Raw genomic sequence first — 14,140 nt, 5'->3', positions numbered from 1 at the left:
AATGGCAGAGGTATAATAGATGAAAATAAAGAGGCCACTCAAAAGTCACAATTTATTGTTTCTACGAGTCTGCCTCTTTATCTATCTAACTATTTTATTTTTCTAGCTCTGGATCAAAAAATTCACCAAATAACTCCGCATCGGAAGGTTTATCTTCAGGAATTGGTTTCGACACCCATGTATAGTTCATATAATGCTTAAGGTTCACGTTCTCTGAGATGATATTTCCTCCCCATGTTCCACAACCAAGACTTGATGTCATTGGCATACCATTCGTAAACGAACCAGCGTTTGCTTTTGACTGAGGTTGGCGAACCATAATCCGGCTTACCGGTGCCGCTAACCCAAGGCGATGAATATGATCGTCGTTAAACGAGTAAATACCACATGAATGCCCTTTTCCTCCCACTTCATAAATGGCTCTCATCATATCAAGTGCATGTTCAAACTCACCTTCATATTTATACACCGCTAACAATGTGGTTAACTTTTCCCCTGAAAAAGGGTATTCTTTTCCGATTTGATCGCCTTTTACAATGATAAATTTTCGATCTTCAGGAATCGAAAAGCCTGCTTCTATAGCTAATTGTTGCGGAGCAACAGCGACCGTGTTAGGAAGACGATGCCCCTCTGCATCCCACATAACAGAACGAAGGCTAGCTTTTTCGTCATCATTTGCTAAATAGCCACCCACCTTCACCAATTCTTCTAGCATCGCCTCATATACTTTGTCACTAATAATTAAATTTCCATCTGCTGAACAACCGGAACCAAAGTCTGATGTTTTACTAAGCATGGTGTTTAGTGCTGCTTCCTTTACATCAGCTGTATCATCAATGATCATCGTTGAGTTACCGGCTCCTACACCGTAAGCTGGTGTTCCTGAACTATACGCACTTTTGACCATATCTTTCCCACCCGTTGCAAGGACTAGATCTGCCCTTGACATGAGTGCTTTTGTCATTGGTATATTAACTAATGTTAAGCACTGTAGAAGATCAGCTGGGGCTCCTTCCCTCTCAAGCGCTTCCCTCATGAGCCTAACGGTTTCAAAGGTTGTTTTTTTCGAACGAGGATGCGGTGAAAAAATAACGGCATCTCGTGCCTTAATTGCATAAATAGCCGTACCTGCTGGGGTTAAATCAGGATTCGTTGTTGGCACAATCGAACCGATAATACCTACTGGCTTCGCATATTTAACAATTCCTTTTTCAGGTATTTCCTCAATAGCACCAACGCTTTTTTGGCGGAGGGCATCTCGTAAAATCCCTCGAATTTTCATTCGTTTTCCCATTCGACTCACACGGTCACCAAGCTTACTTTCCTCAATTCCCATATCAACTAGTTCAGTAAAAGTTTTTTTATTCGATACTGCCCATGCCACTGCTTGGCATAAGCGATCCAGCTTTTCCTGACTATATGACTCAATCATCTCCATTGCCTTTTTGGCTTTCTCAAACGCGAGATCTAATTCCTTTTGTTGTTCTTCCGTGAGTTCGGTTTGTTTTTTTACTGCATTGGTAGACAATAACATTACCTCCTACAAATTTGATAGCTTAGTAGATCGATCTTATTTCAGCTTAGCAAAATCATTGAATCCCTTGATTGATTAGACTGATACGTGGTGTACACTTTTCCCAGGAGAATAGATGTCCATAATGTTCCAATGGCCATCGGTAGGTACTGGGTTATTCAGCATAGCTACGTCAATTACGACTGGCTTATTCGCTTTAATGGCTCTTTCTAACGCTGGTTTGAATTCTCCTGCAGACTGAACCTTGATCCCTTCCACCCCGTAAGCTCTAGCAATTGCTGCATAATCTGGAGAGTAAGGTTCTCCATCTTTTTGGAAGACAGTCCCTAAAGTCGTACCAAAATGAGCTTTTTGCAGACCTGCGATCGTGCCAAATGCAAAATTATTCATAATGACCCAAACAACCGGGATATTTTCCTCTGCTGCTGTTGCTAATACTGCTGGATTTTGACCAAAACCACCGTCACCCACTAATGAAACAACGATTCGATTTGGTGCCGCAATCTTTGCACCAAGTGCAGCTGGTGCTCCAAATCCCATTGTAGCGTATCCTCCAGGAGTAAGAATGGACCCAGCCTCATAAATAGGGAACTGCTGACCTACTCCATTTTTATTCCACCCAACATCCGTTGTAATAAGAGCATCTTTAGGGAGGACTTGACGTACTTCGTCAACAATTCGTTGTGGCATCATTGGGAATGATTCATCTTCAATAAACTTTCGATTGCTTTCCTTAAACTCTTTGCGATATCTCTCAATCTCTTGTTTTAATGTATCAAGAGAGTCACGTTGTACCCCGTATGGGAACATTTCTTCCGCTACTCGATTTAAAACGGTTAATGCTTGTTTTAAATCTGCGACTACACCAATTTCAACTGGGTAGTTCCTTCCAATTTCGCTCGGATCAATATCTATTTGTATCAATTTCGTTGGAGGGAAGTTGAACGTGTATTCCGGTTCCCATGAACTACTATCTGCCTCGGCAAAGCGAGTTCCTAATCCAAAGACGTAATCTGCGGACTTGCATTTGTCATTTATAAATTTAGTTCCCCAAAATCCAGTCATCCCTAGTGTCAACGGATGATCATCAGAAACTGCACCTTTCCCCATTAAGGAATGGGCTACAGACATGTTCAATCGATCTACTAGTTTTCTAAGCTGATCTGCTGCGTCAGCTAATAAGATCCCTCCACCTACATAAAAGATCGGACTTTTTGCTTCAGCTAGCGTTTGGATGATTTTCTTTGCTGTTTCGTTGTCAATTGATGGCTTATGAAGATTCTTTGCATTCAGCTTTTGCTTTTCAAAGTAAGAGGTTTCTAATTCTTTTGAAAAAATGTCCATTGGCACGGATATTAATACAGGGCCAGGATTTCCGCTTTCAGCTAATTGAAAGGCTTTTTCTAAAATCTCAGGAAAGAGATGTGCACTATCGACCCTCCAAGCTCTCTTGACAAAAGGACGATAGATTTCATATTGAGTTGCATCTCCATGTAAATTTACTTCTTGGTGTGGATGCTTTCCGTAGTAATGAGTTGGTACATCGCCTGCAATTACGACCAGCGGTATCGAATCCAAAGCTGCATTCGCCACTCCTGTTGCCGCGTTCGTGAGTCCAGGCCCTAAGTGGCTTAAAAGAACGGCTGCTTTTTTCTTTACCCTCGCATATCCATCAGCCATATGCGCGGCAATTTGCTCATGTCTAACATTCACAAACTTAATTTTGCTATTTTCTAAAGCAGAAAGTACGGCAATATTTGTGTGACCACAAAGTCCAAAAATATGTTCAATGCCTCTTTCTTCAAGATAATTTACTAATTGATATGATATTAACTGTTTCATATATGGCCTCCTTTGAAATCTAATAATATTTTGCCGCACTGACCTGAGATGGCGTAAATATATGCCTTTTTAAACTCTTTTAGAGGGAAAATATTAGAAATAATTGGCTTTACATCAAAATCATCATTAAGAAGATAGTCTACACACTTAGAAAAATCTTCAGGAAAATTATAAATAATTGATCCATGAATCGTAATTTCATTTCTTACAATTTGTACAATTGGCAGGGTTGCTTCTGGAGTTAGACCTATTAAAATGACGGAACCGCCTTGTTTAACCACTCGTACCGCTTGTTCCACAGCCTGTTTTACCCCAGCCGCCTCAATTACAACATCAAACTTTTCGTCCTTCACTTCATGAGCTAAAACGGTATTAACCCCAAACGCAGATTTTACTTTTTCAAGCTTTGATTGGTAAATATCTATCGCAGTAACCTTCGCACCTAGAAAGTTGGCTAATGCAATTGAAAGCATTCCCTCCGTTCCACAACCAATGACCCCTACAGTTGTACCTTTTGTAATAAAAGCTTTTTCAAAAGCATGGGTGATAACGGCGAATGGTTCAATTAAAACTGCTTTTTCATCTTGTAATTCCTCAGGAATGGGAAGGACATACTTTGATGAAATGGTAATCTCTTCTGAAAATATCCCATCCACATTGACTCCAAGAGATTCCTTAAAAGAACAAATATTTCGATAGCCTCTTTGACAATTCTCACATTCGCCACAAAAAGTATTAGGTGTAACAACAACCTTTGTTCCAGTAGTAAGATCGACCTTTTCACCGACCTCAATAACCCTTCCGACTAACTCATGACCTGGTCGAACCGGATACTTTGCGTGCCCAATCTTTCCCTTATAAACACCAATATCAGAACCACAGATACCGCCATAAATGAGTTTAATTCTTACTTCGTTTTCTTTAAGAGGGGATTCAACTGGAAATTCTTTTAGTTCTAGTTCCCCGGGGTTTTTCAAATGTAATCCCCACATAAAATACCACCACCACAAATATAGTTAGATCGATCTAAAATAAAGAAAGCGTTAACATAATAGTACCTGTTGTTACAAAGAATAGCAATTAAATATTACTTATATAACTGAAAATATAAATTAATCAGAAAATTATAGACCAATTTTTTTACGTAACGATTTCTCTTCGGTTGCATGAATAGAAAGAAACTCTTTTGCAGTTTCCAAACAGCGTCGCGCGTACTCTTCATAACCAAGCTCTTTTACTCGTTTAATATTTGGCATTTCAATCGAGCATGGTGTATTCACTGGTATACTGTTGACGATACCAGCAATATCGATTCCCCCTTCGCCAACATAGAGACGTTCCTCTCTAAGGATCCGTTTCATTTCATCAACTGATGTTGGTGCTTGAGAAGGAGCATCGCATAGGTGGAAGTAACGAAAGTAAGAACTAGGAATTTTTTGGAGGTCCACTAGTTGATCTCCTGAACGGTGAAAATGGTGCGTATCGATCATAATTCCAGCGTTAGATCGATTAGCAGAATGAAGAATATCTAGCGTATCTGCAAGAGTCCTGACGCTTGCTATGGGTACAAATTCAAGTTCAACTGTAAGATCAAATTGTTTAGCAAGATCACAGACTTCTCCAAATTTCTCAATCGCATAATTCCGGTTATTTGTCCAAATACTGCTTAGAACATGGCGTCCACCTAACTCTGCAGCAACTTCAAAAGCTGGCAAGTAGTTTAATGGATCCATTCCATCAAAAATTCTAGCTAACTCAATATCCAGTAACCTCAAACCTGTGTCTGCAAGTGCTGCCTTTGTATCTCTCATCATCTGTTTATTGTTTGCAAGGTCATAATTAGGCTCTCCCGGTAACCCCATATAAATCGGACGAAGACTCACAAAATCATACCCCACTCTTGAAGCAATATGAATGATTTCAGCTGGAGTACAATTCAGTGCAGTAAGGTGCGCAATTGAAAATGGTCTTGTCATCATTTCCCTCCCCAACATACCAGACTAATCTCGTTACCCATTTATTTTTCTATTTTCCGTTGACTGGTTACCTTTGTGTGTAAAAGAGAAGATGGACCAGCTTTCAACATATAACTTTCACTGTCGCATCCTAGCTTCTGTTTTACAGCCTTTGCTGCGTGGATAACCTTTTTAAGATCAATTCCCGTCTCAACCCCCATTTCATGAAAAGCATAAACTAGATCTTCGGTCGCGACATTTCCTGTTGCTCCAGGTAAATATGGGCATCCTCCAAGTCCGGCTATCGAACTATCAAAATGAACAATTCCCTGCTGCAAGGCACTAACCGCATTTGCAATAGCAAGACCTCTTGTATTATGAAGATGCAAAGTAAATAAAATATCGGGAAAAGTATTACGTAAATGGCCAAGCATTTCATATACTTGCTTTGGATTTGCAGCACCAGTGGAATCCGCCAATGAAATTTCTTTGACGCCCATGGATTCGTATCTATATACAATCTGATTTATTCTTTCCTGAGGAACTTTCCCCTCAAACGGGCATCCAAAGGCTACGGATATAGACCCTCCAACCTCTATCCCCTTCATCTGTGCTAATTCAATGATCGGATAAAAACCATTCTGAGCTTCTTCCGTTCCACAATTGGCATTAGAGATACTATGTGAGTCAGTGGCAGATAACATGAGTTTTATCTTTTTTATGCCTGCCTCAATGGCTCTTTCTGCTCCTTTTACGTTTGGTACTAATGCTCTAAATTTAATATTTTTTAAGTCATTACATGATCTGACAACCTCTGTAGCATCTTTTAATTGAGGTATTGCCTTTGGATGAACAAACGACGTAATTTCGATTGTAGTAACTCCTGTTTCTGCTAACGATCGAATGATTGATACTTTTTCTTCTGTAGGAATCCATTGATCATTTATAGCTTGGAATCCGTCACGAGGAGCAACTTCGCAAATATAAGCCCTTGAAGGTAGCGCGAATACTGTTAGATTGTTCATACGTTCACTCCTTTGCTTAATAGTTCTTACTGTACAAAAACTGAAAAAGAGTTATTATATCGATCTAATAAATTATTAAAAAAATATTTTAAGTTAGATCCCCACCTTTTAACCATGGTAACAGCAATAAAGAAAGCGTTACCATAATAATACATGATTTCCGATTGTTTGCAAACACATTTACTGAATTTTCTCAATAATTTAAAAAAGAATGGACGTTAATGAGGAGGTTTAGTATTATTTAGTAAGTAGTAGATCGTTCTAATAATAAAGGAGTTACCTAATCCTATGCGATTCTATGTATATGTACTTCTTATCATTTTGTATATTGCATCCAACTTCACATCTAGCCCTGTGCTCCCTTTTATTACTGGTATGGTAGCTATCATTGGATTAATCGTCGCTTTTTTTCATGCATCAGGAATTTATCGGTATTCTGGATTGGTATTTCTGTCTATAGGGGTTTGTTTATATTTCATCAACATCTTAAAAGATGATCTTCCCTGGTATCATCTATTTTTGCATTTTGAGTCAATGCTAGGAATGCTCTCCCTTTTTTTGGTTCTCCCCTTTATAAATACTCTTATTCGAGTGGGTAAATACGATAAAAATCTGAATTTATTACTTCAGCAAGGAATTAAGAACGTAAGTAAACTATACAGAAGGAGTTTTCTTGTTTGCCATCTTTTAGGACTATTTTTAAATATTGCTACCATTCCAATACTAAGAAACTCCTTAAAAAAAACTCTTCAGCAAATTCCAAAAAAAAGCCAAGAAAAATTTTATACACAAAACCTTTTACGTTCATATGCGCTTTGTCTTATATGGAATCCACTTGAAGTTATGGTTGTGACATCTCTAGACATTACTAATACCGATTATTTTAAATTTTTTCCAATAATTATTTTAATCGTCCTATTGTTTATTTTGGTCGATTGGCTTCTGTCTCATTTTAAACATTCACGGACGGTAATAGAAGTCGAATATAAAGACCAGATAAATCTAGTAAAAACGTATAAAAAAATTATTGAATTAATCCTATTGCTCCTGGTCCTTGTATTAGTTGTTACGGTAGTTCAACGGTTCCTTGATAAGGGCTTTCTTTTTTCTATGGTATTAGTGATCATTCCCATTTCCTTTCTATGGGCATCCTTCATTGGTATAGGGAAAAGGTATAGTAAAGTTGCCGTTCCACAATGGATAGAAAGAACAAAAGAACTTTCCAATTATTATTTTATGTTTTTAAGTGCTGGGTTCTTGGTAGGAATGATTTCTAAATCTAAGTTAATCTTTTTTTTACAAACAATATTTATAGAAACTTCAGATCATAGGTTATTGTTTTATTTAGTAATTGGTGGATATTTTCTTGTATTATCTCTTATTGGTTTTCATCCATTGGTGTCTCTTACCCTTATAGCAACTTTATTACATCCACTTTTACCGAGCATTTCATCGGTCTCATTGGCCGTTGTACTAATCACTTGTAGCCTAGCATCCGTCATGTATAGTCCTTTTAACTTATCCGTATCACTCTTAGCTGATCAGTTAAAACTAAATTCTTATCGAATGGGAAGATGGAATATTTTATTCGCCATTTCTTTTATGATTATATGTATACTTATCGCCTATCAACTTAGCTTTATCATTTAAAATAGGGAGCCTCTAGGCTCCCTTTCATGTTACAACAATCAATTATGAAGATTTTCTTACTACCAATTCAGGCTGCAAGATAATCCGTTGGTTTTCACGATCTTGATTGACAATTCTTTGATGAAGCAGAATTGCCGCCTGTGAGCCTATAAGTCTAGCATATGAAGAAACGGTTGTTAATGGAGGATTATATAATGGTGCCTCATTATTATTATCGAAACCAACAACAGCGAGATCTTGCCCTGGTTTTAATCCCGCATCATTTAATCCAAGCATGACACCATGTGCGACTAAGTCATTAAAACAGAAGGCAGCCGTAGGTGGATTCGCCTGGAATAACACTTTACGAATGGCTCCCATTCCGCCTTCTCTAGTAACAGGACTTTCTACAATAAGTGTCTCATCGATATCTAAACCCGCTTGTTTTAACGCACTACAATACCCATTCCGTCTTTCCTTCCAAGCAGTTGAATGGGAAGTTCCGCCAAGAAAAGCAATTCTTCTATGGCCTCTATGAATTAGGTGGTTTACAGCCATTTGAGCTCCCACTTCATAGTCAATTCCTACATAATCACAGGAAACGTTTTCAATTTCCCTCACCGCTAAAACAAGTGGGATGTCGATCGACTTTACCCGTTCAATACTATTTTTTGAGCTTTCTGAAACAGGACATAAAATGATCCCACCAACTCGATGTTCGAGCATTCTAGATATAAGCTGTTCCTGTTTCATATCTGAATCAAAAGTAGTACCTAGGAATACAGTATAACCTGCTTCTTCTAATGAATGATGAACACCTCTTAGTAGTTCTGCGTAGAATGGATTCGCGATGTCGGTAATAATTAATCCAACTGTCGAAGAAGACTGTGAACGCATATTGGCAGCAACTCTGTCATACACGTAGCCTAGCTCATGCATTGAATTCAATACCTTCTGTTTTGTCTTTTCTGCAATTTTAGAACTGCCACGAACAATTAATGATGCAGTCGCTCGGGAAACACCAGCATGATTTGCTACATCTTGCAGAGTTACTCTTTTTTTATGCGTCATCTTTAATCACCAGCTCACCAAAAATAATTTAGTTTCTATTCTGTAATTTAAATACTACAGCTAATCAATTAATATACTATTACTATGTAGTATATAAGTATTAGTGTCAACTTTGTTATTCCATAAACTCAACTAAAAATAAAGATACTTGTGGTATATAAGTTAAAATAAGCAGTGTTATAACCATTGCAACAAAGAAGGGCATAACCGCTTTTGCTAGTGCTTCTATTGAAATCCCCGAAACACCAGATCCCACAAATAAATTAACTCCCAGTGGAGGTGTGATAAATCCTATAGCTAAATTAACAACCATTATTAAACCAAAGTGAATAGGGTCTACTCCAATATTCATTGCTACAGGCAATAAGAGTGGAGTTAAAATAATAATAGCTGCAACCGTATCCATAAAACATCCTACTATTAAAAGTAAGATATTGATTAACAAAAGAATAATAATCGGGTTACTAGAAATAGAGAGTAATCCCTCGGTTATTTGACTCGGAATTTGTTCGACCGTAAGTATTCGACCGAATGCAGTTGCTGTTCCAACAATGAGCATAATCGTTGCTGTAGTAATACCACTATCGATCAGCATTCGAGGTAAATCCCTAATTTTAAGCTCGCGATATAAGAATACACCAGCGATAAATCCGTATACAACGGCAACTCCAGCTGCTTCAGTTGGAGTGAAAACCCCACCATAAATTCCACCTAGGATAATGATTGGGACTAAGAGTGCCCATTTTGCATCCCAAGTAGCTTTCAAGAATTCTCTAAAAGTACTTTTTCCAATACCTTTGTACCCTTGTTTTCGGGAATAAATATAAGTCCAAATCATTAAGGCGACACCGACTAATATCCCTGGTAAGATTCCAGAGATAAACAACTTTCCGATTGATTGACTACCAACTACGCCGTACATAACCATCGGAATACTTGGAGGAATTATTACGCCTATTGAACCCGCCGCACAGACAACTGCTGTTGCAAATTTCTTATCGTAGCCTTGTTTGATCATTGCGGGAATCATGATCCCTCCAACAGCAGCAACAGTTGCAGGTCCTGACCCAGAAATGGCTGCAAAAAACATACAAGTAATTATTGCTGCAATAGCAATACCACCTGTTTTGTCTCCAACAATCGTATTAGCAACTTTAAATAGTCTATCAGATAGTCCACCCTTCCCCATAATCTCCCCAGCTAGAATAAAAAAGGGAACAGCCAATAGAGGGAATGAATCAATTGAAGTAATTAAACCCTGTGCTAAGTATTCTAACGGCATAGAACCAGTGTATAAAATGGTCACTAATGTTGATAATCCTATTGAAATTCCAATCGGCACCGTAAGTATTAAAAAAAGAGCAAGACTGCCAAATAAGACAAGTGCTGTCATCGTTTTCCCCTCCGTTTCATTTACATTTTAAAAATAACAACAGAGCAGTTATTACTGTGGAACTTCTTTCCCAAAAAGAATTTTTACCTGTTGGACAATTTGCTGAATCAAACGAATCGATGTTAATCCCATTCCAATTGGCCCTGCTAAGTAAACGAAACCAATTGGCAAACTAAGAGCAGGTGACAACTGCCCCCATGTAAGGAGCTTCATTGTAATTTGGTATCCATAAATCATTCCAAAAAGAGCAAATGCCAAAAATAATAAATTCCCTGCTATCCTCAAGGCCGCTTGTGATTTCCCTTTTACGGCTAAATAAAGCACATCCACACTCATATGTTTTTGTTTTTTCACTCCATAGCTAATACCTAAGTACACTAGCCAAATAAAGCAGTACCTAGCTAACTCCTCTGACCAAGGTAATGAATCCTGCAGAACATATCTCATAAATACCTGCACAGAAATAACAAATACCATTACAAAAGAAAAAACGCCTATAAATAACTCTTCAAAATGCTCGTCAAGCCAATGTAATAATTTCAAATTCCATTCACCTCTTTCTAAAGGTAGAATACTTCATCTATTTAGGAATTACGGAAGATATGATGAAAGCTTAAGGGGATTTGCCCCTTAAGCTCGCTGTAGCTTATTTTTTCAAGTTATTTATTTCTGCTAATAATTCATCTACAAATTCCTCACCAATACTTACAGAATACTTTTCATAAACTGGTTTAACCTTTTCTAGGAACGCTTCCTTTTCTTCGTCTGTAATATCAGTAACCGTCATACCATTTTCAGTTAGGAATTTATATCCATCTTCATCCTCTTTTTGGTTTAACTCTCTTTGATAGTCTCTAGCTTCATCAGCTGCTTCTTGTACTGCCTTTTTTTCCTCATCGCTTAGTGTATTCCAGAAATCTTTACTAATTAAGAATGGACTTGCATTATATACATGGCCAGTCTTCGATAAGTATTTTTGTACTTCATAAAATTTATTTGCTGTAACATTTCCTACTGGATTTTCTTGACCATCAACTACCCCTTGCTGTAATCCTGCAAATAATTCTGTGAACGCCATAGGAGTTGGGTTAGCACCTAATTCAGACCAAATATCCATATGAAGATCATTTTCAAGAGTTCTAATCTTCAATCCTTTTACATCATCTGGCGTTTTTACTTCCTTTACACCATTTGTTAAATGTCTAAAACCATTCTCCCAATAGTTTAATCCAATTACATTCTGACTCTCCAACTCTGCTAATAAATCAGTTCCGATCTTTCCATCTAAAACTCCATAAGCTACTTCAGAATTCGGAAATAAGAACGGTAAGTCAAATACGTTAAACTTAGGAACAAACTGAGCAATTGGTCCTGTTGACATTGTTGTTCCTTGAATTGATCCAAATTGTAACGATTCAAATACTTCACGATCCCCACCTAGTTGACCGTTTGGATATACCTCTACTTTTATGGATCCATTTGTTTTACTTTCTACTAATTCTCCAAACTTCACTAACCCTTTTGTAAGCGATCGATCTTCTGATGTAACGACTGCTAATTTCATTAATTTTTCACTGGTCTTAACATCGGAATCCTTTGGTTCCTCATTATTCTCATTATTTGTAGATTGTTGTGAACACGCACCTAGAATCATTAAACATAAGACGAATAATAATGATAAAACTCTTTTCATTTCTCATTCACTCCTAATTGATAGTGTTAGAAACTAAACATTTACATATCTTGACCCACAAAAAGATAACGCTTTCAAAAATTTACAATAACTTACCTCTGACCCCTCTTTGATCGTGTGAAAAACTATGAAAATTTAGCTATTCAGAATACGCTTTCATTTATGAGATCGATTTAATTAATTTAACGGTAGCTGGATCTCCTCCTCTCATATCTACTTTATCTAACTTTTGGGATATAATTGGAAAGAATTAAATCGATCTAATTTATATCCATAATTTCTCTGTGTTTATAGTATATAACAGATAAATTGAGTAAAACAACTATTTTTTAAAAAGATTCTTAATTGTTTGTAAATTCAAACGGTGCTAATTCTTATTAAAACAAAGCATTATCGCCCATTTTTCTACTTTTTTTAGGATACCAACACATATTTTTATTCATTAATCACACTTCGAATCACATTGTTATTATTATATCGATCTAATTTTTTTATTAAATCAAACAAAAAAATAAAGGCTAGGTAAAAGCCTTTATTTTCCCATCTCTTTTTTATATATCTCTACCCGGCTCTTTCCTTTCAATTTTGCCTTATAAAGAGCTTTATCCGCATTTGATAAAATGCTTTGTACAGTATTTCCGTCCTTCGGGAAAACAGCCACTCCCAACGATGAGGTTACTTCCACTGCCTTGCCATTTAGCCTCCAAGGTTTCCTTAATGAATCGCATAACATATAAGCGATAGGAACAATATAATGGTCACTTGGTAGATTCGGGACTATGGCGATAAACTCATCTCCTCCATTTCGTATAATTGGATCCGTGAAGCGAAAATTTGATTGAACCCGTTTCACGAATTGAATAAGTAATTGATCCCCTATCTCATGCCCCATCGAATCATTTACATGTTTGAATGAGTCGATATCAAAGTAAATTAACCCAACCTTTGTTCCACTTATTTCAGAGTCTAATAGAATATTCGGTAGTTTTTCCATTAGAAAGCGTCTATTATAAACACCTGTAAGTGCATCTTGGTAAGCAAGCTTTTCTAGATATGACTCATTGTTTTTTCGATCAGTAATATCTCGAGCTGCTATAATAATATGATCAAATTCTCCATTTTCCTTATAAACACACGAACAAATGGATTCGTACCATATATAATCTCCATCGGCTCTTTGTAATCGACCTTCAATTTTATTTTTAAGGATACTTCTATCTACCATATCTTCAATCATTTGATTAATTCTCCGCGCATCATCAGGATGCATAATGGGAAACAAGGGTTTACCAATAAATTCCTCAGCTAAGTAACCAAGGATATGCTCAAAAGAAGGAGATAAGTATAAAACGTTTCCTTCTTCATTGACCGTAATAATAATATCCTTCATATTCTCAGTAATCAAACGGTATGTCCGCTCACTTTCCTGAAGTTGAGTCTCTGCTTTTTTCCGCTCGGTTATGTTTCTACTGACAATAACTAAATGATGACGTTCTCCAGATTCTTCAAAGAAAGGAGTTTTGATGACTTCCCATACTTGACCCATTATCGTTTTCTCAATTTTTAAAGCTGAGCCTTTAATCCAAGCCTGCTCATCAGTACTTGTGTTATATTCAAAAGACTCTCTAAATTTTGGTTTTAATTCAGCTAACTCCAAGTCTGTTTTTCCTCGATAGTCGATTTCCTCTAGCTCATATGCTTCTAAAACTTGTAGGTTTGTTACTATCCACCGGCCAAATCCGTCCTTAACTACGATAAACTCTTGTATCATGTCAATTAAAAAACGCAGTTGTTTTTCATTTTCCGATAAAGTAAGTAGGTCCTCCGTTAGAACTGCCTTCGCATCAAATAACGAGAATGGATTCGTGTTACTCATTTCATTTCACCCTTCTCTTATAAACAATCATTAGTATTTTTCCAATTATATATCCATTTTAGTATAAAAGTCCTATAAAAAGTATAGGAAAAAATTTCTTTTTGGTGAGATGAAATAAAGAA

The 14,140-nt window shown here is 37.1% G+C and carries 11 protein-coding genes; 1 reads left to right on the top strand and 10 read right to left on the bottom strand.

Annotated elements, in window-relative coordinates; translation table 11 throughout:
- Nucleotides 1-94 precede the first annotated feature (94 nt).
- The 5 genes from ACGLXV_RS07335 to ACGLXV_RS07315 form a co-directional block, all read right to left on the bottom strand.
- A complete protein-coding gene (locus tag ACGLXV_RS07335) occupies nt 95-1,528 on the bottom strand; it encodes an aldehyde dehydrogenase family protein (protein WP_391558100.1) in 1,434 nt (477 codons plus the stop codon).
- A gap of 81 nt (nt 1,529-1,609) precedes the next feature.
- Nucleotides 1,610-3,376, bottom strand: a complete 1,767-nt coding sequence (locus tag ACGLXV_RS07330; RefSeq protein WP_391558099.1) for a thiamine pyrophosphate-binding protein — start codon at nt 3,374-3,376, stop codon at nt 1,610-1,612.
- A complete protein-coding gene (locus ACGLXV_RS07325; RefSeq protein ID WP_391558098.1) occupies nt 3,373-4,353 on the bottom strand; it encodes a zinc-dependent alcohol dehydrogenase in 981 nt (326 codons plus the stop codon). The genes ACGLXV_RS07330 and ACGLXV_RS07325 overlap by 4 nt, the downstream gene beginning before the upstream one ends.
- 147 nt (nt 4,354-4,500) lie before the next feature.
- A complete protein-coding gene (locus tag ACGLXV_RS07320) occupies nt 4,501-5,352 on the bottom strand; it encodes a sugar phosphate isomerase/epimerase family protein (RefSeq protein WP_119708609.1) in 852 nt (283 codons plus the stop codon).
- A 41-nt stretch (nt 5,353-5,393) separates the two neighbouring features.
- Entirely contained in the window at nt 5,394-6,356 is a 963-nt protein-coding gene (locus ACGLXV_RS07315) for a hydroxymethylglutaryl-CoA lyase (protein WP_391558097.1), read from the bottom strand.
- Nucleotides 6,357-6,644: 288 nt separating this feature from the next.
- On the opposite strand from ACGLXV_RS07315, the gene ACGLXV_RS07310 reads away from it, so the two are divergent.
- Nucleotides 6,645-8,006 carry a hypothetical protein gene (locus ACGLXV_RS07310; protein ID WP_391558096.1) on the top strand — a complete coding sequence of 454 codons (1,362 nt, stop codon included), beginning with the start codon at nt 6,645-6,647 and terminating at the stop codon, nt 8,004-8,006.
- Between the two features lie 42 nt (nt 8,007-8,048).
- On the opposite strand, the gene ACGLXV_RS07305 is transcribed toward ACGLXV_RS07310, so the two are convergent.
- From ACGLXV_RS07305 to ACGLXV_RS07285, 5 genes are all read right to left on the bottom strand, one after another.
- Nucleotides 8,049-9,056 (bottom strand): LacI family DNA-binding transcriptional regulator, encoded by a 1,008-nt coding sequence (locus ACGLXV_RS07305; RefSeq protein WP_391558095.1) that lies wholly within the window; start codon nt 9,054-9,056, stop codon nt 8,049-8,051.
- 115 nt (nt 9,057-9,171) lie between these two features.
- A complete protein-coding gene (locus ACGLXV_RS07300) occupies nt 9,172-10,449 on the bottom strand; it encodes a TRAP transporter large permease (RefSeq protein ID WP_119708613.1) in 1,278 nt (425 codons plus the stop codon).
- 51 nt (nt 10,450-10,500) lie between these two features.
- Nucleotides 10,501-10,992 carry a TRAP transporter small permease gene (locus ACGLXV_RS07295; RefSeq protein WP_391558094.1) on the bottom strand — a complete coding sequence of 164 codons (492 nt, stop codon included), beginning with the start codon at nt 10,990-10,992 and terminating at the stop codon, nt 10,501-10,503.
- A gap of 103 nt (nt 10,993-11,095) precedes the next feature.
- Complete coding sequence (locus tag ACGLXV_RS07290; RefSeq protein ID WP_391558093.1) at nt 11,096-12,142, bottom strand: TRAP transporter substrate-binding protein; 1,047 nt, start codon at nt 12,140-12,142, stop codon at nt 11,096-11,098.
- Between the two features lie 532 nt (nt 12,143-12,674).
- A complete protein-coding gene (locus ACGLXV_RS07285; RefSeq protein ID WP_391558092.1) occupies nt 12,675-14,018 on the bottom strand; it encodes a diguanylate cyclase in 1,344 nt (447 codons plus the stop codon).
- Nucleotides 14,019-14,140 lie beyond the last annotated feature (122 nt).

Origin of the sequence: Robertmurraya sp., from assembly GCF_036676585.1 — a bacterium.
Taxonomy (GTDB): Bacteria; Bacillota; Bacilli; order Bacillales; family Cytobacillaceae; genus Robertmurraya_A.
Note: the sequence above shows the minus strand (reverse complement) of the source record. Positions and strands in the feature narration are given on the sequence as shown.